This window comes from Maritimimonas sp. 2210JD6-3 (genome assembly GCF_056591795.1).
In genome coordinates this window covers 40,793-61,330 of sequence record NZ_JBWQOJ010000019.1, presented here as the reverse complement: position 1 = coordinate 61,330, position 20,538 = coordinate 40,793, and the positions used below count along the sequence as shown (strand labels likewise).

The 20,538-nt window shown below is 33.0% G+C and carries 24 protein-coding genes; 8 read left to right on the top strand and 16 right to left on the bottom strand.

Annotated features, from left to right (window positions below; all coding sequences use genetic code 11):
- Positions 1 to 135: 135 nt before the first annotated feature.
- Positions 136 to 1,017 carry an outer membrane beta-barrel protein gene (locus AC1EUY_RS09635; protein WP_480195314.1) on the bottom strand — a complete coding sequence of 294 codons (882 nt, stop codon included), beginning with the start codon at positions 1,015 to 1,017 and terminating at the stop codon, positions 136 to 138.
- Between the two features lie 310 nt (positions 1,018 to 1,327).
- Between AC1EUY_RS09635 and yidC the strand changes: the two genes are divergently transcribed.
- Positions 1,328 to 3,232, top strand: a complete 1,905-nt coding sequence (gene yidC / locus AC1EUY_RS09630; RefSeq protein ID WP_480195318.1) for a membrane protein insertase YidC — start codon at positions 1,328 to 1,330, stop codon at positions 3,230 to 3,232.
- A 132-nt stretch (positions 3,233 to 3,364) separates the two neighbouring features.
- On the opposite strand, the gene AC1EUY_RS09625 is transcribed toward yidC, so the two are convergent.
- Both AC1EUY_RS09625 and AC1EUY_RS09620 read right to left on the bottom strand, forming a co-directional pair.
- On the bottom strand, positions 3,365 to 3,982 hold the full coding sequence (locus AC1EUY_RS09625; RefSeq protein WP_480195313.1) for a class I SAM-dependent methyltransferase: 618 nt from the start codon (positions 3,980 to 3,982) through the stop codon (positions 3,365 to 3,367).
- A gap of 8 nt (positions 3,983 to 3,990) precedes the next feature.
- A complete protein-coding gene (locus tag AC1EUY_RS09620) occupies positions 3,991 to 4,455 on the bottom strand; it encodes a hypothetical protein (RefSeq protein WP_480195312.1) in 465 nt (154 codons plus the stop codon).
- Between the two features lie 87 nt (positions 4,456 to 4,542).
- On the opposite strand from AC1EUY_RS09620, the gene AC1EUY_RS09615 reads away from it, so the two are divergent.
- Positions 4,543 to 4,938 (top strand): MerR family transcriptional regulator, encoded by a 396-nt coding sequence (locus tag AC1EUY_RS09615; RefSeq protein ID WP_480195311.1) that lies wholly within the window; start codon positions 4,543 to 4,545, stop codon positions 4,936 to 4,938.
- Positions 4,939 to 5,148: 210 nt separating this feature from the next.
- Complete coding sequence (locus AC1EUY_RS09610) at positions 5,149 to 6,057, top strand: hypothetical protein (RefSeq protein ID WP_480195310.1); 909 nt, start codon at positions 5,149 to 5,151, stop codon at positions 6,055 to 6,057.
- On the opposite strand, the gene AC1EUY_RS09605 is transcribed toward AC1EUY_RS09610, so the two are convergent.
- A complete protein-coding gene (locus tag AC1EUY_RS09605; protein WP_480195309.1) occupies positions 6,050 to 7,186 on the bottom strand; it encodes a cysteine desulfurase family protein in 1,137 nt (378 codons plus the stop codon). The genes AC1EUY_RS09610 and AC1EUY_RS09605 overlap by 8 nt on opposite strands.
- A gap of 80 nt (positions 7,187 to 7,266) precedes the next feature.
- Between AC1EUY_RS09605 and AC1EUY_RS09600 the strand changes: the two genes are divergently transcribed.
- On the top strand, positions 7,267 to 8,163 hold the full coding sequence (locus tag AC1EUY_RS09600) for a hypothetical protein (protein ID WP_480195308.1): 897 nt from the start codon (positions 7,267 to 7,269) through the stop codon (positions 8,161 to 8,163).
- Here the strand turns inward: AC1EUY_RS09600 and AC1EUY_RS09595 are convergent.
- A complete protein-coding gene (locus tag AC1EUY_RS09595) occupies positions 8,156 to 8,710 on the bottom strand; it encodes a Smr/MutS family protein (protein WP_480195307.1) in 555 nt (184 codons plus the stop codon). The genes AC1EUY_RS09600 and AC1EUY_RS09595 overlap by 8 nt on opposite strands.
- A 48-nt stretch (positions 8,711 to 8,758) precedes the next feature.
- Here AC1EUY_RS09595 and AC1EUY_RS09590 point away from each other — a divergent pair, with 48 nt between their 5' ends.
- The gene (locus AC1EUY_RS09590; RefSeq protein ID WP_480195306.1) at positions 8,759 to 9,049 is read left to right on the top strand and encodes a DUF2752 domain-containing protein; all 291 of its coding nucleotides are present in this window, start codon (positions 8,759 to 8,761) and stop codon (positions 9,047 to 9,049) included.
- 2 nt (positions 9,050 to 9,051) lie between these two features.
- Positions 9,052 to 9,390, top strand: a complete 339-nt coding sequence (locus AC1EUY_RS09585) for a CCC motif membrane protein (RefSeq protein WP_480195305.1) — start codon at positions 9,052 to 9,054, stop codon at positions 9,388 to 9,390.
- Between the two features lie 32 nt (positions 9,391 to 9,422).
- On the opposite strand, the gene ppk2 (AC1EUY_RS09580) is transcribed toward AC1EUY_RS09585, so the two are convergent.
- From ppk2 (AC1EUY_RS09580) to AC1EUY_RS09535, 10 genes are all read right to left on the bottom strand, one after another.
- Complete coding sequence (gene ppk2 / locus AC1EUY_RS09580) at positions 9,423 to 10,208, bottom strand: polyphosphate kinase 2 (RefSeq protein ID WP_480195304.1); 786 nt, start codon at positions 10,206 to 10,208, stop codon at positions 9,423 to 9,425.
- 5 nt (positions 10,209 to 10,213) lie between these two features.
- A complete protein-coding gene (gene ppk2, locus AC1EUY_RS09575; RefSeq protein ID WP_480195303.1) occupies positions 10,214 to 11,080 on the bottom strand; it encodes a polyphosphate kinase 2 in 867 nt (288 codons plus the stop codon).
- A gap of 2 nt (positions 11,081 to 11,082) precedes the next feature.
- Positions 11,083 to 11,544 (bottom strand): nuclear transport factor 2 family protein, encoded by a 462-nt coding sequence (locus AC1EUY_RS09570; RefSeq protein ID WP_480195302.1) that lies wholly within the window; start codon positions 11,542 to 11,544, stop codon positions 11,083 to 11,085.
- A gap of 1 nt (position 11,545) precedes the next feature.
- On the bottom strand, positions 11,546 to 12,790 hold the full coding sequence (gene rocD, locus AC1EUY_RS09565) for an ornithine--oxo-acid transaminase (protein WP_480195301.1): 1,245 nt from the start codon (positions 12,788 to 12,790) through the stop codon (positions 11,546 to 11,548).
- 102 nt (positions 12,791 to 12,892) lie between these two features.
- Complete coding sequence (lgt, locus tag AC1EUY_RS09560; protein WP_480195300.1) at positions 12,893 to 13,816, bottom strand: prolipoprotein diacylglyceryl transferase; 924 nt, start codon at positions 13,814 to 13,816, stop codon at positions 12,893 to 12,895.
- 65 nt (positions 13,817 to 13,881) lie between these two features.
- The gene (gene yidD / locus AC1EUY_RS09555) at positions 13,882 to 14,124 is read right to left on the bottom strand and encodes a membrane protein insertion efficiency factor YidD (protein ID WP_480195317.1); all 243 of its coding nucleotides are present in this window, start codon (positions 14,122 to 14,124) and stop codon (positions 13,882 to 13,884) included.
- 74 nt (positions 14,125 to 14,198) lie between these two features.
- Positions 14,199 to 15,677 carry a cysteine--tRNA ligase gene (gene cysS, locus AC1EUY_RS09550; protein WP_480195316.1) on the bottom strand — a complete coding sequence of 493 codons (1,479 nt, stop codon included), beginning with the start codon at positions 15,675 to 15,677 and terminating at the stop codon, positions 14,199 to 14,201.
- Between the two features lie 92 nt (positions 15,678 to 15,769).
- Positions 15,770 to 16,786: a hypothetical protein gene (locus AC1EUY_RS09545; protein ID WP_480195299.1), complete on the bottom strand. Its 1,017-nt coding sequence runs from the start codon at positions 16,784 to 16,786 to the stop codon at positions 15,770 to 15,772.
- Positions 16,767 to 17,327, bottom strand: coding sequence for a hypothetical protein (locus AC1EUY_RS09540; protein WP_480195298.1), 561 nt, complete (start codon positions 17,325 to 17,327; stop codon positions 16,767 to 16,769). The genes AC1EUY_RS09545 and AC1EUY_RS09540 overlap by 20 nt, the downstream gene beginning before the upstream one ends.
- Positions 17,320 to 17,886 carry an RNA polymerase sigma factor gene (locus AC1EUY_RS09535; RefSeq protein WP_480195297.1) on the bottom strand — a complete coding sequence of 189 codons (567 nt, stop codon included), beginning with the start codon at positions 17,884 to 17,886 and terminating at the stop codon, positions 17,320 to 17,322. Before AC1EUY_RS09535 ends, AC1EUY_RS09540 begins: the two co-directional genes overlap by 8 nt.
- 82 nt (positions 17,887 to 17,968) lie before the next feature.
- Here AC1EUY_RS09535 and meaB point away from each other — a divergent pair, with 82 nt between their 5' ends.
- Together meaB and AC1EUY_RS09525 are read left to right on the top strand one after the other, a co-directional pair.
- The gene (meaB, locus tag AC1EUY_RS09530; protein ID WP_480195296.1) at positions 17,969 to 19,054 is read left to right on the top strand and encodes a methylmalonyl Co-A mutase-associated GTPase MeaB; all 1,086 of its coding nucleotides are present in this window, start codon (positions 17,969 to 17,971) and stop codon (positions 19,052 to 19,054) included.
- A 12-nt stretch (positions 19,055 to 19,066) separates the two neighbouring features.
- On the top strand, positions 19,067 to 19,417 hold the full coding sequence (locus tag AC1EUY_RS09525) for a ribose-5-phosphate isomerase (RefSeq protein WP_480195295.1): 351 nt from the start codon (positions 19,067 to 19,069) through the stop codon (positions 19,415 to 19,417).
- 11 nt (positions 19,418 to 19,428) lie between these two features.
- Here the strand turns inward: AC1EUY_RS09525 and AC1EUY_RS09520 are convergent, their stop codons facing one another.
- Positions 19,429 to 20,535, bottom strand: a complete 1,107-nt coding sequence (locus AC1EUY_RS09520) for a peptidylprolyl isomerase (protein ID WP_480195294.1) — start codon at positions 20,533 to 20,535, stop codon at positions 19,429 to 19,431.
- Positions 20,536 to 20,538 lie beyond the last annotated feature (3 nt).

Genomic DNA, 20,538 nt, shown 5'->3' with positions numbered 1-20,538 from the left:
ATGACAATCATGGTACTATTGCATTAGCAGAGTTAGAGCTTATCGAACCAGAGTTATGGTTTCGAAACTACCCTAAAGCCGCTGAAGTACTTGCCCTAGCTATATATAATTACATTGCAAAAGGGAACAATTCGTTTAATTGAATGTGTATGTCACTCCAAAATTAAAACCTAGAGATGAATAGGGTGCTTCAGAAGAAGGTAAATCACCTGTTCCCCATTCAGCCTCATCTTCTAGCAATGGTAAAAATCGTGCAATAGTTTCTCTAGTAGATTGAGGTGTAGAGGGTTGAGCAATTAAGCGCAGCATACCACCTACTACCTGATCTCGAGTCAAAGCTTGACCTGCAAAAGTTGCCGAAAACTTAGACAATTCTGATGTATCTCTCGTAATATTAATACCCATGTATTCAACTTCAGCAAATAAGTTCAAGTTATCACCAACAGGAAATTTATAGCCAGCTGCTAAAATACCACCAAAAGGGAGCTTACCGTGAAAATCGGTTGTAAAGTTTGTATTCAAATCAGCAACTATTGTTGGATCCGTAACAGCAGGATTAAATAATAGTACAGGTAGATTACTCACCGTAACTTCACTTATGGCCTCAGTTCTACCGCCAATTTTAGTAAGTAAACCTGCACGTACATAAATGTTTTCTGTAAAACTATAAATGCCAGAAAGTGATGCTCCAAACGCTCTACCTCTTGCAAATATTTTTGCTTCAGGTAGTGTAGGCTCGCCAGAAATTCTTGTGACATCTTGATCTGAACCATGTAAATAACCTAAGCCTAATTCTAATGCCCATTTTTCATTAAAAGTATAGCCACCTCTTAGTTGCGCATGTATCCCTTCACCATAGCTTCCCTCTAAATCACTTACACCAGAGGCAGAAATTTCAGAGCCTAGAGTTTTTTTCGCTACTCCTATAGAGTATCCACCGCTACCAGAAATATAAAATTGTGCATGTAACGAAACCGTAAGCAAACCTAGTAATACTAAAGAAAGGAGCCTTTTCATGAGTGAGAAATTTAAAGTTATAAACTAAAGATAGTACAAAATAGAAAACTTAAGTGTTAAAAAAATGAAGTATTTTTTTTGAGAATAGTAAATAACTTTACTTTGGAACATTCTTTGACTTATATAAAGTAAGCGTGAAGGTTACTGGCTTTATAAAATATTCTTATTTTAATTTAACATCAATAAATACAAGCTATATGGCTAGTTTTTTATACTTTCGCGCTGAAAAAATCTACAAGCTTTTTTGACTGTTTGTCTGATTTATCAATCAATATATTAATTCATCTATGCCATCTTGGCATTACTCGATATGGAAGAAAAAAAATTCGATCTTAATTCTCTAATAGGATTTATACTTTTAGCACTTTTAGGTACGTTTTGGATTTACAATAACAAACCTACCGAAGAAGAATTAGCAAAGCAGAAAGCAGCGCAGGTGCAAGATTCTATTCAAAAAGCACAAATAGATACTAAAACAGCTACAATAACTAAAGATACCTTAGCAACGACTATTAATCCTACAGATTCGTTAGGATTGGTAAAAGTTCAAAATGAGCTTGGTGCTTTTTCATACAGCGCTACCCTACCTTCCGCGAAAGCGAACACAACAGTTATAGAAAATGAATTGTTAAAAATAACTGTAAACAACAAAGGTGGACAAATAACAGAGGTTGAATTAAAAGAGTATAAAACTTGGCGAAAAACTCCTTTATATCTTATTAAAGATGCCAATGCTAAGTTTAATATTAACTTCGGAACTACTGATAACCGTATTCTAAATACAAAAGATCTCTTTTTTGAACCATCATTAACTAAAAATGGTGAGCATAGTGTTTTAACCATGAAACTAAAGGTTTCTAATACACAGTTCTTAGCCTATCGATATGAGCTGAAGCCTAATGATTATCTAATGGATTTTGCCATTCAATCGCAAGGGTTGAATACTGTGATTAATGGTTCGCAAGCTATTAATTTAGATTGGCAATTAGAGGCATACCGTAATGAAAAAAGTGCCTACGCAGAAGATATGTACACTTGGTTTTATTATAGAGCAGATGATGACGTAACCTATTTAAACAAAGATGATGATGAAACCGAAAAAGATGTAGATTGGGTTGCATTTAAACAACATTTCTTTACCTCTATTTTAAAATCTGATACGCCGTTTGCTAGTGCCGAAATCAGCTCTAAAGATTTGGTTGAAGATGAAGATAAAGACACTGTACGCTACAGAAAATTTGCGCTATCGGCGCCGCTGGCCTTAAAAAATGGAGAATTGAATTATGCTATGAATATGTATTATGGCCCAAGTGACTATAAAACATTAAAGCAATATGAAGGTACTGGTTTTGATGAATCTGCTGACCTTGGCTGGGGAATCTTTGGCGTAATTAACAGATATATTTTTGTACCTGTATTTTCATTTTTAAGTTCTTTTATAGGTAACTATGGATTATTGATCATCTTAATGACCATTGTAGTTCGTATTTTAATGTCACCCGTGGTCTATAAATCATATTTATCGAGTGCGCGTATGAAAGTTTTACGACCTGAAATGCAAGCAATTAATGATAAATATCCTGGCAAGGAAAATGCGATGAAGCGCCAGCAAGAAACGATGGCACTACAAAGTAAAGCGGGTGTAAGCCCCTTGGCAGGATGTATTCCTGCCTTATTACAGATGCCTATTTTCTTTGCATTATTTAAGTTTTTTCCATCGAATATAGATTTACGCCAAAAGAGTTTTTTGTGGGCAAACGATTTATCATCGTATGATACTGTTTTTAAACTTCCGTTTAAAATACCTTTCTATGGTGATCATGTAAGTCTCTTTCCAATATTAGCTTCGATCGCCATCTTCTTTTATATGCGTATGACCCAGAGCCAGCAGTCAAACATGACACCTCCTACCCAAGAAGGAATGCCAGATATGGGTAAGATGATGAAGATGATGATGTATATGTCACCCTTATTTATGTTGGTATTCTTTAATAACTATGCAAGTGGTTTAAGTTTGTATTACTTTATTTCGAACTTACTAACTATTGCTATTATGTTTGTAATCAAGAACTACGTAATTGACGAGAATAAAATTCATGCACAGATACAAGAAAACAAAGCAAAGCCTAAAAAGAAAAGTAAGTTTCGACAGCGTTTAGATGATGCGATGAAACAAGCGCAAGAGCAACAAGCGCAGCAGAAGAAAAAGAAATAAATAAAAACCGAAGTGTAACAACTTCGGTTTTTTGTCTTATAATTTTTGTTTCTTAAAAGATTTTCCTCGAACTTCGTTTAGCATTCGCTAAACGGAATTAAAACTCTGTACCGCTCAACGTTAGCATGCATTCTATCGCAACTTTGCTATGCCCAAAAAATTATAGCTAGCCGGTTTCCAACCAGGAATATACATTGAGTCCATTTTATCTATTACTAAACCATTACTTTCAATAATAGAAGGTATATCTTTATTGAGTATACAACCACCGCCCAATTGCTTCCAAATTGGATTAATGAAATTTTGCCATTTTTGAACAGGTTTATCTGGAGCTTTACCATGTTCGCAAAAAATAATTTTCCCATTTGTTTTAAGTACTCTTATAATTTCATCAAAAGCCTTTGTTGTATCAACTATCGAACAGAGCGTATATGTAAATACAACTGTATCAAAACTACTATTGTCAGCGGGAATATTTTCTGCAATAGTTTTTACGAAATTGAATTCAAAAGATAATTCGTTAGTGTTTATACGATTTTTATTCCATATTTCAATGGAAGGGTCAATAGCTAAAAGGCTTTTTACTTTTTCTTTACTATAAAAAGGTAAATTCAAACCCGAACCAATACCAATTTCCAAAACATTACCGCTAGCTAAAGGAATGATTTTTTCTCTTTGCTTCACGCTTGGTTGTTGATTGCAAGTCCAATCAATCACCTTTGGAAGAAGGTATTTGTCGTATAATCCCATCGTTTTTTTCAATTAAATTCAGCTAAAAACATTTCTAGCATCTTTTTAGATTCTAAAGATCCTGTAATTTCGAGTAGAATACTATTTGTTCGAGGAAGCTTAATTTCAAATGCGAAAAACGGACAACATCTTTTTTCTGTTATAATATATTCTGTCATTTTTAATAAGAATTTTTCCTCGTATGGAAAGGAAAAGATAAATCCCGCTTCAATTTCTTTTGTATTCTTTACTCTAGAAAACACTTCTTTTTGAAGTTCATTTTTTCTTTCAGCCAGTTTGGATTCTATTAAATTACAGGCTATCGATTCGTATTCATGCTTTACTATTTCTAAATCAATTGAGGTTTTCTGCTTAATGGAGATGGATTCTTTTTCGCAACAACCGGCAGTACATGCTAATGATTTTTTTGATGCAAGACCATTGAACACAGAGATTATATTTCCCCAAATAGTGTTTATTCTCAAGAACTTCATTTCATTTTTATTTGACTTATTGGCAAAGATAAACCATGGAGTATAGTCAACGGTCAAGGAAAAAATCACTATTTTTAGAAAAAAATTATGTTAATAGGAGAAATTTCAAATAAAACGGGCTTATCTCGAGATACCATACGATTTTACGAAAAGAAAGGATTAATTAAGGTTAATCGTTCGGAATCTGAATGGAATAATTATAAGCAATATAGTGAGCAGAACCTTAATACATTATTTCTAATAAAAAAATCGAAAAGTTTCGGTTTTACTCTTAATGAAATAGCAGAAATTCTAGAATTGTTTGAATTGAATAAGGCCAACTGTTCTACAATGGAATTAAAAGTTGAGAACAAAATAAAAAAGATTGACAAAAAAATAACAGAATTAAAGGCTATGAAAAAAATGATTCTAGCAAAAATCGTCTCATCCAAACTTGCGTGTGATTCGGAATTAGATAATTCTAATTGTAAAATTTTATCATAAGAAAAAGAACGAGATGCCAACAACATATATAATTTATTGCTTGTTCTCACCTATTTTTAAAAATCCTCACGGATTTTCAGTTTATTATGTACTTGTTAAATTAATCGCTAAACCACGCTATTAATCATACACAAACCGATAAGCGTAATCGTAAAATAATCACGTTTTTTTCTTTTACGTAAAATTTATATTTTAGTTAAAACTAATCTTTTGAAAAAAATAACTTGCTTCTTATTATTATTTCTTCCGTTAATTTCTTGTTCAAATGATAGCTCAGAGAATTGTTTAAACAACTCTAGTATTCTTACTAATGATTTAAATATAACTAGTTACTCACGTGGTGATTTAACGCAACAGGGAACTGTTGAGACATTTGTTGAATACAGTATCGATGAAAATAATAGAATCACTAGAAAACATGAAATTAGTTCTTTTGGAGCTGAATTTGATCGTTACTTTAAATTTGAATATAATTCTTGTGGAGCTTTAAGCAGAATATACTTAGAAAACGCACCAAATGTCTTATATGACTATGAGAATTTTGAGTACGACGATAAAGGCCGAATAGTACATCACTATTCTATTCCTCAATATTCTTTTCAATATGAATACACAGATCATAGCGTCATAAGGAGAGAATATAGAAGTTATAATTCGACTAATAATGAATGGTCTCTTTTAAATGATAAATCTGAGTTTGTTTTTGGGGTTAATAATAATATTTCAAGAATTCTAGATCTTAGAATAGAGGAAAATGGTGGATCTTACCACTACGACTCAAATGGAAATCTAACTGAGATCAAAAATTTAAACGGTCAAACCACTGTATCCTTAAGTTATCATAATATAACCAACCCATATTATTTCGTAATGCAAAAGACATTCGGAAGTAAACGAAATGCTTTTCTTGTTAATTATCATACTGGTTTCGTATTCACAGGATATATTTACTTAGGAAATAATATTAACTTGGTTAAACAATATGATCGAGGCACATTCGATAATTTTAGTTATGAATTGCATGAGACCTCAGACGGTTTTGCTACGAAATTCTCCAGAGTCACAACAGATAGCAGAGGTAACACTTATAAAAGACAACATAAATTTGATACTAATTGATAATATTATTCAAAGTCCTTAGGGTATAATCAATATCTTCTCTTGTAGTATCTCTACTAAAAGAAAACCGTATCGATGTATTTTTACTATCTTCTTCAGAAAGAATGGTATGTAGCACATGAGAGCCTTTCGTACTTCCACTTTGGCAGGCACTGCCCCCTGAAGCAGCAATCCCTTTAAGATCTAAGTTAAAAAGTAACATTTTAATCTCCTTTGAGAAACGTACATTTAAAATGGTATAAGTACTTTTTTCTAAATCGTTAGAACATCCATTAAATTCGATATTTGCATCAATTTTTTTTAAGGCAGTGATAAAATATTTTTTCAATTTTTTCATATGGTCAGCGTCGGCATCCATAGTTGTATAGGCAATTTCAAGTGCTTTGTGCATCCCTGCAATGTTATGTACATTTTCAGTACCCGCACGCGCTCCTTTTTCTTGCCCTCCACCTATTAACATAGGTTTTATACCAAATCCTTTTTTTATAATCGCAAAACCTACACCTTTAGGTCCATGAAATTTATGCGCACTGGCAACCATAAAATCAATAGGTGTTTTTTGTAAATCTAACAGATAATGCCCTATCAATTGTACAGTATCAGAATGAAATAAGGCATCATATTTGTTACATAATTTACAAACCGCTTCCACATCAAGCAAATTACCCAACTCATTATTAATACACATTAGACTTACTAATATCTTTCCATTATTAGTTTCAAGCAAAGATTCTAAATGATGAAGATCAACCTCACCAGATGCATTTAAGTTTACATAACTTACTACAATATCTTGTTCTTTCTGTAATGCTTCGATAGTATGTAGCACAGCATGATGTTCTATTCTAGAACTAATAATATGGGCAACTCCTAAATGTTCAACGGCATTTCTTAGAATTAAATTATCTGCTTCACTCCCACCCGATGTAAATATGACCTCAGCAGCAGACACATTAAAACACTGCGCAATAAACTTTCTTGCAGATTCAACAACAGCCTTCGCTTTTCTACCAAATTGATGCGTAGATGACGGATTACCATAGACGTCTTGCATCACTTCGGTTATTGTCTGAATAACTTCAGGATGTATAGGTGTAGTTGCAGCATTATCTAGATAAACTCTCTTCATGATGTTAAAACTGTGCAAAAATAGTTAATTTATAAGGATGTAATCTCGGTCAGTTCATCAAAACGTTTATTTTTGTGACTATGAAGAAACTACTTGCATTTTTTAGTATTGTGATTTTAATGGGTTGTGATGATGGTAATATAGATGTACCAGAATTCGTTTTTGACGGTAGTCTTGATGACTGCTTTTCTGTTGATACTAGTGGAACTAACCACGTAATTACACATGTTTTTTATAAAACGAATGATAGCGAAGCTTTAAGTGTACAATTTACTACCACAAATAAGAGTTTTCTTATAACTGAGGGTACAAAAACTGCTATTTCGCTACGAGAAACTGGAAACAATACAATTAACTATAGAACGTTTAACAATACGATTAACGGCACTAATTATTTTTGCCAAAATATCCCGCCAAATGAACCTACCATCATTAATGAATGGACAGGCACAGGCAGTCTTGTTATGAACACCATAAAAACTGAGGATGATAAAGATGGTTTAAATGCCGAACAAGAAGATCTAAATAATAATGGAGATTTTACTGACGATAATAGCGATACAGATGATTTACCCGATTACCTTGATAGTGATGATGATAATGATGGTATTGAAACTTCAAAAGAAATTACACTTGATGCCGATGGTAATCTTATAGACACCGATAAAGACGGAATACCTAATTACAGGGATGATGATGATGACGGTGACGGAACACCCACTAAATTAGAAGGTAATACAGAAGATGATGATGGCGATGGTATTCTTAACTATTTAGATGCAGATAGCACTAATACTGCAGAAAACCCTTTACCAGACATCCCAGAGAAATTTACTAGAATTTTTACAACCTCTGTAACCATTAATAATCTTAACCTTACCAACACTAACGAAAGTACAATCCGATTTGATACTTATGATTTCGGTAAAATTATAAGAGAAATATCGAGTCTTGAAAATGATGAAGCTACTAAATAGGGTTTTGATATAAATATACCTCTGTTGCACCAAAACCATATTTTTGAAAGGAAGCGGCATATACCTCAACAGGGTAATTCTTTAATAGTTTTTTAATTTCGGCTTCTAAGACCCCTTCACCAACTCCGTGAATAAAAACAATACGTTTTATCTTTTGCTTTTTTGCAAATGCTAGTTGCTTCTTCACAGTAGCCAATTGCAAGCTAAGCATGTCATAATTAGTCATTCCTTTGGTAGCATTTGTGAGGTGGTGAATATGCAAATCTACTTCTAACGGTAGTTGCTTCTTTAAGTTTGCTGTTTTTGGTTTAACGAACGCTTTTTTAAAATCTTCCTTTTCCAATAACTCCTTCTTTTCAACAATTAAGAGATTAGAAGTGCTCTTATCGTTGTCATGAGACATAACAAGCTCTGAAGAAAGATATTCATGTATAAAACCATGTTCGTCTTTGATGCTAATTTCGTTTCTATTAACCTTGTAAACAATACCAGTTATAATATCATCAATTACAGAAACCTTGTCTCCTATTGTAAAATACTTATTCATAATTAGACTATAAAAATACAATCATATTTTTGTACATTTAAAAAATATATGAGCTTCATTACTTTTTTAGAAGAAAACCTGTTAAGCTGTTCCTTTAAATCGAATCTAGGGATCGAATGCTTGGGTTGTGGCATGCAACGATCGGTTGTTTTATTACTAAAAGGTCAGTTTACAGAAGCTTTTTATATGTATCCTGCCATTTATACCATTATAGCTATGTTTGGATATTTACTGGCACATCTTAAAATGAATTTTAAAAATGGTCATAAAGTATTATTAACATTATTTATAATTAATATTATCATTATGGTCACCAATTATATATTTAATCATCTCTAAAAATGGAAAGACAACAATTACCCAATTCAACCTTAATATTAGTACTCGGAATTTTATCTATCATCGGATGTTTTTGTTACGGTATTCCTGGAATTTTACTCGGTATTATTACTATAGTTATTGCAAACGGATCACTAAGAACTTATAAAGCAAATCCTGAAGATTATGGAGACCCAGGAAATGTGAAAGCAGGTAGAATAATGGCCATTATTGCCGTTGTACTTAGTGTCTTATTTATTATAATGATTATTTATGTACTGCTTGCGCTAGGTCTTTCTGTTGAAGACCTACAAAATGAGGAACTCTTACGTGAAAAACTAGAAGAATTACAAAATCAATAAAAACAGGAGGCTGCTTATAAAAGCAGCCTCTTTTATATCTCTAAATTTTTATCGTAAGGAATCGTTTTTAAAATGTACTGAATCGCAGCTGTTCTAGCCGATGTTTTTCTATTCGCTTTTATAATTTTAAACGGAATACCACCTGCTGTATTTTCGAACATTTTGGTTTTATACTCTGTATATACATCCCATAGTTCTTGCGCTTTTTCATCTACAGGTGTCATTTTCCATTGTTTTAACGGATCATTTTTAATTTCTGCAAAACGTTTTGCCTGTTCTCTTTTCGAAATTGACATGTATATTTTTACTAATCTAATACCAGAATCGATTAACATCTTTTCAAAGCCATTTACATGATGCATAAAGATTTCATGTTGCTCTTTGGTGCAAAATTGATTCACGGGCTCTACAACAGCCCTATTATACCAACTTCTATCGAAAAAAACGATCTCACCTGCTCTAGGAAAACGATTAACATATCTTTGAAAATACCATTGTGTTTTTTCTTCTTCGTTAGGTTTTGGCAAGGCTACAATTCGATACATTCTAGGGTTCATACGCTCTGTTGCCCTTCTAATTGCACCACCTTTACCAGCAGCATCTCTACCTTCAAAAATAATGATGATACGTTCATTATTGTTAATAACCCAAGTTTGTAAGCGTACTAATTCGATCTGCAACTTTTTAAGTCGCTTTTCATAATCAATATAACGAATTGTTTTTACAGGATTGAACTCTTCTTCAGAGAGCAATGCTTCTAATCCTTTCTTTGAATTTAACTTTAAAATATCGTCATCTGTCAAACTATAATCTTGCATAACTTTTACGAATCGATTTGGTGATTAGATCTATAATAACGCGTAATAATATTTGGATCGGGCAATAACGTCGTTAATGTTTCGCTTTTTCCTTCATAATCAAATTGGGATAATACATAACGCATTGTTTCGAGTCTTGCCGTTTTTTTATTATCAGCTTTTACGATCGTCCAAGGACAATATGCGGTATGTGTTTTACTAAACATTTGCTCTTTATAAAATGTATATTTATCCCATAACTCTTGCCCTTTTTGATCAACGGGACTATATTTCCATCGTTTTAAAGGTGTTTCTAATCTTGAATCAAATCTTGCCTTCTGTTCTTCTTTAGAAATCGAAAACCAAAACTTTATGATTTTTACACCATCTTCGTATAACATATGTTCAAATTCGGGCACTTGAAGCATAAAAATATCGTATTGTTCTTTAGTACAGAAACCCATTACGGGTTCTACAACAGCTCTATTGTACCAACTTCTATCAAAAAATACAATCTCTCCAGGGTTCGATAATTCTTTTATATAACGTCTAAAATACCATTGCCCTTTTTCTATTTCGGTAGGCTTAGTCAAGGCTACTGAGTTCATCGAACGAGGGTTCAAATGTTCAGTAAACCGTCGAATATTACCTCCTTTTCCAGCTGCATCGCGTCCTTCAAAAACTATAACAACACGTTTATTATTTTTAGAAATCCACTGTTGCAATTTAACGAGCTCTATTTGTAAATTACGTAATTCATCTTCGTACTTTAATCGCTTTAGAACTCGAGTTATATCAATATCTTTTTCTTTAATAAGCTTCAGCAACTCTTCTCGAGATTGTACCGTGTTAAAATCTTCTTTTGTTATATAATTTTTATGTGTCTCAATCATATCTATTTCTTACATGATTTTTTTCGTCGCGTATCAATCAAATATACTATTTTCCATACACCATTAAAAGATACCAGTTGAAATGTATTCACACCACAATGACTAAAGGTATCATTCAAATAAAACTCATAAGGTGTCCAAACATTTGCCATAGTACCATCTATTTGAATAGTATAGGATAGCAATTTTTCTTCCCATGTATCATTGGGGTTCTTATTTGCCAATGAACTTAGAAAGTTAGAGAAATCAGTGGTTCTAAAAAGAGTTTTATTTTCTTTATTTACTGCAGTAGTTTGTAAAATAGGCTCTTTAACAGTACTTTTTACGATAGCAGTATCGCCACTTTGTAATCCTTTAAAAAAAAGATCAATCACTTTTTTTACTTCTGTTTTTTGATCGCTTTGAGCGGAAGCAATTCCAGTAAAGAAAAACAAGAAAATTATACCTATAATTTTTGATCTCATATTACTTTTTAAATTCAGAAATTGTTTTAATAATAATATCTACACATTCATTTAATTGCTCTTTATTCATCACTAAAGGAGGGGCAAATCGAATAATATTTCCATGCGTTGGTTTAGCTAATAAACCATTATCTCTTAACTTAATACAAATATCCCAAGCCGTAGAACTATCTTCAGTATCATTGATAAGAATTGCATTTAACAATCCTTTTCCTCTCACTAATTTTACAAGATCATTGTTCTTAGCAAAAGTGCTCAATCGGTCTCTAAAAATGTTACCCAATGTATCAGCATTCTCAGCTAAATTTTCATCTCTTACCACTTCTAAAGCAGCAATAGCCACAGCTGCGGCAATAGGGTTCCCTCCAAAAGTAGAACCGTGATTTCCAGGTTTAATCACATTCATAATATGATTGTTAGCCAAGACTGCAGATACTGGATAAGCACCACCAGATAGCGCTTTACCAAGAATTAAAATATCTGGTGTAACATGTTCGTGATTAACAGCTAATAATCTACCTGTACGGGCAATCCCCGTTTGTACTTCATCAGCCATAAACAATACATTGTGTTTTTCACACAGTGCTTTTGCGCTTGCTAAATAATTTTCGCTTGGCACATAGACTCCTGCTTCCCCTTGAATAGGTTCTACTAGAAACCCAGCGATATCCTCATTACTCTTTAATGTTTCTTCTAACGCATGTAAGTTGTCATATTCAACTTTTATAAATCCGTCTGTAAACGGACCGAAGTTTTTGCGTGCTACCGGATCGTTTGAAAATGAAATAATCGTGGTAGTTCTTCCGTGAAAATTGTTTTTACAAACAACTATTTGTGCTTTATTTTCATCAATTCCTTTTTTCTCATACGCCCACTTTCTACATAATTTTAGTGCAGTTTCTACAGCTTCTGCACCTGTATTCATAGGTAGTAGTTTATCAAAACCAAAATACTCGGTCGCAAACTTTTCATAACGACCTAACATGTCGTTATAAAAAGCTCTTGATGTTAAGGTTAACGTTTGTGCTTGCTCAGTCATTGCACCCACAATTTTTGGATGACAATGCCCTTGATTTACAGCAGAATATGCTGATAAAAAATCGTAATATTTTTTTCCTTCTACGTCCCAAACATAGACGCCTTCTCCTCTACTTAATACTACGGGTAGAGGATGATAATTATGTGCACCATACTTGTTTTCTAAATCGATTGCTTGTTGTGAAGAAATTTGTTCTAAAACAGCCATTTTAAATAAATTTTAAAGTGAATAAAATAACCATTCCTTATCTACCTTTATCCTTTCGAAGTGTCGAAAATTCAGCGTGGGAAAGAAATCATCCCTAATATTTTAAGCTAATTTCGGTTTTTTTCTAAACATAAAAAAAAGTCCTATCAAAACTAGCGGAATACTTAACCATTGTCCTGTATTAAGTTTGATGCCTACATCTATCCATTCTTCAAGACCACCTTGCCACTCTTTAAAGAATTCAACGATAAATCTAACCGCCCAAAATAAAGCCATAAAAAGCCCAAACAAGAAGCCTACGTGTTTTTTCTTATCGGTTTTCCAATAGAAATACCATAATATTCCAAAAACTAATAAATAGCCGAATGCTTCGTATAATTGTGTTGGGTACCTATTGGGTATATCACCTAGTACTTGCTTAAATCTTGAACTATTCTCAATAAGATCATATGCTTTTTCAACATTTTTAGCACCCGTAATCTTCATCGCTTGAAATTCAGAAATATCATTTCTTATGAATTTAAATCCAAAATCGGTACCAGTAGGCTTCCCTACAATCTCAGAATTAAATAAATTACCTAACCTAACAAATGCAGCACCAGGCGCAGAGGCAATTACCATACGATCGAGTGTCCACAATAACGGTTTTTTAACAACTCTTCTACTATAAATATATGTTGTTATAATCATCCCGATAATTGCTCCATGACTTGCCAAGCCTCTAAAACCAGTATATTCAAATGGATTTAATTTGAATGGAAGAAAAACCTCAGCTAAAGTATAATCTTCTTCATAAAATAAATAATGTCCTACTCTGGCACCAATAAGCATACCTAAGATGGTATATATAAATAGTGAATCTAACTTTTCAATAGTGATTCCATCTTTCTTGTAAATGCGTTTCATGATCTCTAGACCTAGCACGAACGCTAACACGTACATTAAACTATAATATTTTATAGGAAAAGAACCTAATTTGAAGATATCTGGATTAAAATTCCAGTCGATTGCGAGTAGTAAATTCATGTACTAAAAATTGAAGCGTAAATATAGGAGTTTTTGTTCTGTATTTATTCAGGTTTAACTTTAAATTAAAGCTTGTCTTTTTTACTTTCTGGAACAGGATCATACCCTTCACCTCCCCAAGGGTGACAGCTACCTACACGTTTTATAGCTAACCACCCTCCACGAAATAATCCGTGCTTTTGTAAAGCTTCTACAGTGTAATGGGAACATGTAGGTGAATATCTACAACTTGCTGGTGTATATGGAGAAATTGCTACTTGATAAAAGCGCACTAATAAAATAAACGGATATGTAAATATTTGTTTAATCGTTTATTTGTGTATTTATCTGTTGATGCTTACTTCTCTAACTATCTAGTTAACAAGCATATGATTTCAAAACATTAATTTACTGAAAAAGTAGTACCATCTTTACCATCTTTTAATTGAATTCCGATGGCTTGCAACTCATCACGAATTTTATCTGAAAGTGCCCAGTCTTTATTTGCTCTGGCCTCATTTCTCATGTTAATAAGCATATCCATCACCCCAGAAAGTCTATCTGAACTATCTTCAACAACTACATTTTCTAAACCCAATACATCAAAAATAAAGGTGTTTAGGGTTCTCCTAAAATCATTTAAATCAGCTTCAGAAAGCGTAACTTTATTTTCTTTTAACTGATTGATATACTTTACACCTTCAAACAACTGTGCAATTAAAATAGGCGAATTAAAATCGTCGTTCATGGCATCATAGCATAGTTGTTTCCAAGGCTTAATATCGAATGATGACGTGTCTGAAAATGATAATTTTGCTAAATCGGCAACGGCATTCATTAATCTATAATATCCTTTTTCTGCTGCCTCTAATGCATCATTAGAAAAATCTAGAATACTTCTATAATGGGCCTGCAACATGAAAAAACGTGCAACAGTAGCTGGAAACGCTTTGCTTAAAATACCATTGTTACCAGAAATAAGTTCGCCTGGCAAAATACTGTTACCCGTTGATTTAGCCATTTTTTTACCATTGAGCGTCAACATATTGCCATGCATCCAATAGCGAACAGGTGATACACCTTTGCTCGCTTGGGCTTGGGCAATTTCACATTCGTGATGTGGAAATTTTAAATCCATACCTCCACCATGAATATCAAATTGTTCACCTAAATATTTTGTACTCATGGCAGTACATTCTAAATGCCACCCAGGAAAACCTATTCCCCAAGGCGAAGGCCAACGCATAATATGCTCGGGTTGTGCTTTTTTCCATAAAGCAAAATCTTGTGGGTTTTTCTTTTCAGATTGTCCATCTAGTGTGCGTGTATTATGAATTGCGTCTTCGATATTTCTTCCGCTAAGAATACCATAATGCTCATTCTTATTATATTTTAACACATCAAAGTATACCGAACCATTTACTTCATATGCTAATCCTTTGGCTAGAATATCTTCAATAATACCAATCTGCTCTACAATATGCCCAGTTGCCGTAGGCTCTATACTTGGTGGTAAAAAGTTAAATTGATTCAACACATCATGAAAATCTACAGTATATCGTTGTACCACCTCCATCGGTTCTAATTCTTCTAATCGCGCTTTTTTGGCAATTCTATCTTCACCAATATCGGCGTCATTCTCTAAGTGACCTGCATCTGTAATATTACGAACATAGCGTACTTTATAGCCTAAATGTTTAAAATAACGAAAAATCATATCAAAAGACATGAATGTTCGCACATTACCCAAATGAACATTACTATATACTGTTGGTCCGCAAACATACATACCAACATAACCTTGAATTAAAGGCGCAAAATCTTCTTTTTTATTTGATAATGAGTTATAAACTTTTATTTGCTGACTTTTATAGAGTTCCATTAAGGTATTTTTCTTTAAAGCGGTAAAGGTAACAACATTTTGAGCAAAAAAAAACCACTCAAAAAAGAGTGGTTTCATTTAGTGGAAAACATCTATTTTGGAAAGCTCATCGCCCCATATTTAACATCCATATTAAACTTAGCATTTTTAGGTGCCTTTATTTTAATGATACGTTTTATCTTTACTTTTTCTCTATTCTTTAATAAGTCTTGCATACTCTTCCTTCTATCTTTCAACTCTTCTTGTCTTTTTACCAAGGCTAATTTACGAGCAGTGACTCTTTCTTTATTTCTTTCAGCTAGTTTTTTTACCCTTTTCTCATATTCTTCTTGTCGTTTTTTATAAGATTCTTGACGCCTTTCATTAGCTTTTTCTCTTGCAATTTTACTTTTCTCAAGTCGTTCTTTTAATTCATCTGCCACCCAATCTTGACCTTCTGAAGTTATATTCCATCTAAAAGTTGAGTTATCATTGTTTATTGATAAGGAATTTCTGCCCACTTTAACCTTTGGGTTTTTACCAAGAACATCTTCATTCTCTTTTTTCCAACGTTCGAGATAGCTTTTATCTTTTTTATAAGCTTCAAAGTCAAACTCTGAAGGTCCATTTGGTATTGGAGGTAGTTCTGGTAATACAGGCAATTCTGGAAATTCAGGTAGTTCTGGCATCACAAAATCTATAGAATCTAAAATAGCTAAACCGCTTATAGATATCTCTGGGAAATGAAACTTATTCTGCCCATTTTCATTAAGAAAAAAGAACTCATAATCGGGATTGTCAAAATCAAAAGAGTGAATATCTATAAAATTATTTATTCTCGATTTTATAGTTATCTTACTTGAATTACCTAGCGCTTCAAGTTTCCATTTTTTATAAAAATCATCGCGCATTTCTTTCGTAATGTCTTCTCCTTCAACTTTCATAAAGCCTTCTACAACTACTTCATTGCGATCCCATGTTTCAATTTCTATATCGGTATAGCGCGTATTTACATTAATAACCACATCTGGCTTTACCTTAAATTCTTCTTTAAAGTTATTCTGACCATTTGCCCATGTAATAAAGGCAAATACCAACACAAAAACTATATTAAATTGTAATCTCTTCATTGTTATTCTCTTTAGATGTTTTTAATTCATTTATTTGATCTTTTAATTGCAATAGTAATTGCAGTCTCAGTTGTAGATTGGTTATTAACGCATTCACTGTTTTTTCTTGTAAACCTTTTTCAGCAAGCTCTTTATTTAATCGCTTATAATCGGCGTCAAGCTTACCTATGGTTTCAAGATAATCGTCAACAAGTTTTTTATTCTCTGGCGTTGGTTCTAATTCTGCTAATTCAAAATTTATGGCTGACTCATAATAATTTTCTATTTTCTGCATTTCAGGTGAAATACTACCTAAACTCACAATCTCGGTAGATGCGATTTCTGGGTCTGATACAGTTGTATCAACATTGCTCTTCAAGGCAAAATATCCAACACCTGCTGCAATGAGTAGCGATGCTGCTATCTTTAGAAAAAAGAAATTATTTTTCTTTGACTCCTGCAATTCACCTAATCTATTTTCAAACCTACCTCTATGGTCTTTAGGTAATTGCAATTTTTCATGTTGCGCTTCTTTAACAATATCTCGTAAATCTTTAGGCATAATTGTATTGTTTTAATAATTCTTTTAATTTGTTTTTTCCTCTGTGTAAATGGGATCTCGAGGCTACTTCAGTAATTTTTAAAATCTCAGAAATTTCCTGATGATCATATCCTTCTAATAAAAATAACTTAACAACCACTTTATATTTTTCTGGTAATGCATCTATAGCTTTGTTAATTTCACCCATGGTAACTCCATCTTCTACTTGCCAGTCATCTTCGTCTGCAATTTGTTTATTGTGTTCATTAATAGAAACGATGGTCAATTTTCTTTTTTTAAGCCAATCCAAACATCTATTAATGACAATTCTTTTAAGCCACGAACCAAATGTTACTTCTTCACTAAAAGAACTCATATGCTGAAAAGCTTTTATAAAAGATTCTTGCATCATATCTTCGGCTACTCCTCTATCTTTTACAAAATTGTAAGCTGTTCTATACATAGCATTGCAATACATATCATACAATTGCAATTGGGCTTTTTTATCATTCTTTTTACAATCTGCTATTAATCTAGCTTGCAAAAATTTAGTTTGGCTCATGTTATCGTTTTGCTTCATTAGTAAATACGATTCATTTTAGGCGGTGTTGCAGTTTTCTAATTTTTTTTATTTTAAATTTACATTTTATCGCTATAGCGGAATGACAAAAAAGAAAAAAAATAGCAGTGCACTGCAAGAAATAGAAGGTGTAGATCGACCAAAATCAACCAATTCTAACGCTATACAACGAATACAGTTTAACCGCAATAAATTACCTACAACATCTGAATTTGTTGCTGAAATACTTAAAGGTAATGTTACCTATTTAAGTAGAGCCATCACATTAATAGAAAGCACACACGAAAAACATCAGCTACAGGCTGCTGAAATTATTACAAACTGTTTACCACATACTAACAATTCTGTAAGAATAGGTATTACTGGAGTGCCTGGAGTAGGGAAAAGTACCTTCATAGAGGTTTTTGGAACGTATCTAACAAGTATTGGTAAAAAAGTAGCTGTGTTAGCTGTAGATCCAACGAGTTCGATAAACAAAGGAAGTATTCTTGGTGATAAAACACGAATGGAAGCATTGGTTAAAGATCAAAATGCCTTTATTCGTCCATCTCCCTCAGGTGATTCTTTAGGCGGCGTTGCACAAAAAACGCGTGAAACCATTATTTTATGTGAAGCAGCAGGATATGATACCATTTTAATTGAAACGGTAGGTGTTGGTCAAAGTGAAACTGCTGTTCATTCTATGGTTGATTTCTTTTTATTGCTAAAACTTGCTGGAGCTGGAGATGAACTGCAAGGCATTAAGCGAGGTATTATAGAAATGGCAGATGCCATTGTTATTAATAAAGCAGATGGCGATACTCTAAAACCTGCTAAACTTGCAAAAACAGAATTTACAAGGGCACTACATTTATATCCGTTAAAAGATAGTACTTGGCAGCCAAAAGTAGCTACTTGCAGTGCATTACATAATGAAAATATAGACGGAGTTTGGGAAATTATTCAGGAATATTTGAACTTGGTAAAAGAAAATAATTTTTTCTCTAAAAAGAGAAACGAGCAGAATAGGTATTGGTTATTAGAAACTGTTAATCAGCAGTTAAAAGATCAATTTTATACAAATCTTACTATCAAAAAAGCACTCAAAGAACAGCTTGAAAAAATGAAAAACAATCAAATAACTCCTTTTGAAGCGGCTAAATCATTATTGCTGTTATCAAGAAAATAAATTGTACCCTAAATGCCCCGAGTTCAATATAGAATTTACGTTATAGAGTTATCTAAACGTGTTTTTACTGAAAGCCATAAATTTAGAGCTGCTAATCCTCAATTTAATGGAGTGTTACAATGTCTTTATGTTGGCATGACCCGTAAATCACCAAAAGAAAGGTTCGAACAACATAAAACTGGTTACAGAAATATAAAAGGCTATAAACTATCTTCAAATATTGTTCAAAAGTATGGTCTGTATTTAAGACCCAGTCTTTACAATCATATCAAACCTTTAGCTACAAGATCTGAAGCATTAAAAATGGAAAAAATAGTAGCCTTAGCACTAAGAAGGCAACGCTATGCCGTGTGGTATAATTAAGTAGTCAACTACTAATTTTTACTTTCATCTACCAATTCAACTTCAAAAATAAGATCTGTATTAGGTGGTATTGGCCCGTTTTGTTGCGATCCATATCCTAAATGTGAAGGAACAAATAAAATGGCTTTATCGCCATAATTCATGTTTAAAACACCCTCTCTAAAACCTGGAATTAACCTAGCCGTCTCGTCGTAGATTGAATTAAGTGGATTATAGCCACCCATCTCATCTTGCCTCATATCAAACTTACCATAGTCTTGCGCCTTGTCTTTATAAGTAGTGTAAAGCACGTTACCATCTTTAAAATAGGCCGTACAGTTAATACGTACTTGGGTACTACGTTTAGGTTTAACCCCAGAACCTTCTTCATATATGTACATTTTTAAACCAGAATCAAACTCTTTGGCTTTGCTCTTATACTCTTCAGCATTCTTAAGAAATTCTTCTTTTAGCTTCGTCATTTTTTCATTTTGCAATCTGGCTTTTTCTTCGATAGAGGCAAAATAATTAGAAAATACTTTTGACGCATCAAATCGCTTCGCTTCTTTACCTACTCTAATAATATTGATTTCATTCATCTTATCACCTACCGCTATACTATCTACTACATTTTGTCCTTCTACAACCTGACCAAAAATAGTATATCCACCATCTAAGCTAGAATATTCAACATGAGTAATAAAAAACTGACTTCCGTTCATATCTCTACCACTATTGGCCATTCCTAATACGCCAGGTTTATCATAAGCATGTAATTCTTTTCCCTCTTCATTTTTTGGGTGCTCATTATCAAATTTATAACCTGGTCCACCAGTACCATTCCCGCGAGGATCTCCACCTTGAATCATAAAATCTGGTACAACACGATGAAATGTTAAACCATTGTAAAAAGGTTTTCCTTTAAATTTATCATCAACATACAGGTTTGACCCTTCTGCTAACGACACAAAATTTGCTGTAGTAATAGGTACTGTTTTATAATATAACTCTAGTAAAATATCTCCTTTATCTGTTTGAATATCTGCATACAAACCATCGTCAAGATCTGTATATTTTGTTGCTTTACATGATGTCAATACTACTAAAAAAACTACTGCGATTAATCGTACGGATTTCATTAT

Bases quoted from the DNA above. Each gene is read 5' to 3' on its own strand.
- AC1EUY_RS09635 (WP_480195314.1), bottom strand. From the start codon at position 1,017: ATGAAAAGGCTCCTTTCTTTAGTATTACTAGGTTTGCTTACGGTTTCG.
- yidC (WP_480195318.1), top strand. From the start codon at position 1,328: ATGGAAGAAAAAAAATTCGATCTTAATTCTCTAATAGGATTTATACTT.
- AC1EUY_RS09625 (WP_480195313.1), bottom strand. From the start codon at position 3,982: ATGGGATTATACGACAAATACCTTCTTCCAAAGGTGATTGATTGGACT.
- AC1EUY_RS09620 (WP_480195312.1), bottom strand. From the start codon at position 4,455: ATGAAGTTCTTGAGAATAAACACTATTTGGGGAAATATAATCTCTGTG.
- AC1EUY_RS09615 (WP_480195311.1), top strand. From the start codon at position 4,543: ATGTTAATAGGAGAAATTTCAAATAAAACGGGCTTATCTCGAGATACC.
- AC1EUY_RS09605 (WP_480195309.1), bottom strand. From the start codon at position 7,186: ATGAAGAGAGTTTATCTAGATAATGCTGCAACTACACCTATACATCCT.
- AC1EUY_RS09600 (WP_480195308.1), top strand. From the start codon at position 7,267: ATGAAGAAACTACTTGCATTTTTTAGTATTGTGATTTTAATGGGTTGT.
- AC1EUY_RS09595 (WP_480195307.1), bottom strand. From the start codon at position 8,710: ATGAATAAGTATTTTACAATAGGAGACAAGGTTTCTGTAATTGATGAT.
- AC1EUY_RS09590 (WP_480195306.1), top strand. From the start codon at position 8,759: ATGAGCTTCATTACTTTTTTAGAAGAAAACCTGTTAAGCTGTTCCTTT.
- AC1EUY_RS09585 (WP_480195305.1), top strand. From the start codon at position 9,052: ATGGAAAGACAACAATTACCCAATTCAACCTTAATATTAGTACTCGGA.
- ppk2 (WP_480195304.1), bottom strand. From the start codon at position 10,208: ATGCAAGATTATAGTTTGACAGATGACGATATTTTAAAGTTAAATTCA.
- ppk2 (WP_480195303.1), bottom strand. From the start codon at position 11,080: ATGATTGAGACACATAAAAATTATATAACAAAAGAAGATTTTAACACG.
- AC1EUY_RS09570 (WP_480195302.1), bottom strand. From the start codon at position 11,544: ATGAGATCAAAAATTATAGGTATAATTTTCTTGTTTTTCTTTACTGGA.
- rocD (WP_480195301.1), bottom strand. From the start codon at position 12,790: ATGGCTGTTTTAGAACAAATTTCTTCACAACAAGCAATCGATTTAGAA.
- lgt (WP_480195300.1), bottom strand. From the start codon at position 13,816: ATGAATTTACTACTCGCAATCGACTGGAATTTTAATCCAGATATCTTC.
- cysS (WP_480195316.1), bottom strand. From the start codon at position 15,677: ATGGAACTCTATAAAAGTCAGCAAATAAAAGTTTATAACTCATTATCA.
- AC1EUY_RS09545 (WP_480195299.1), bottom strand. From the start codon at position 16,786: ATGAAGAGATTACAATTTAATATAGTTTTTGTGTTGGTATTTGCCTTT.
- AC1EUY_RS09540 (WP_480195298.1), bottom strand. From the start codon at position 17,327: ATGCCTAAAGATTTACGAGATATTGTTAAAGAAGCGCAACATGAAAAA.
- AC1EUY_RS09535 (WP_480195297.1), bottom strand. From the start codon at position 17,886: ATGAAGCAAAACGATAACATGAGCCAAACTAAATTTTTGCAAGCTAGA.
- meaB (WP_480195296.1), top strand. From the start codon at position 17,969: ATGACAAAAAAGAAAAAAAATAGCAGTGCACTGCAAGAAATAGAAGGT.
- AC1EUY_RS09525 (WP_480195295.1), top strand. From the start codon at position 19,067: ATGCCCCGAGTTCAATATAGAATTTACGTTATAGAGTTATCTAAACGT.
- AC1EUY_RS09520 (WP_480195294.1), bottom strand. From the start codon at position 20,535: ATGAAATCCGTACGATTAATCGCAGTAGTTTTTTTAGTAGTATTGACA.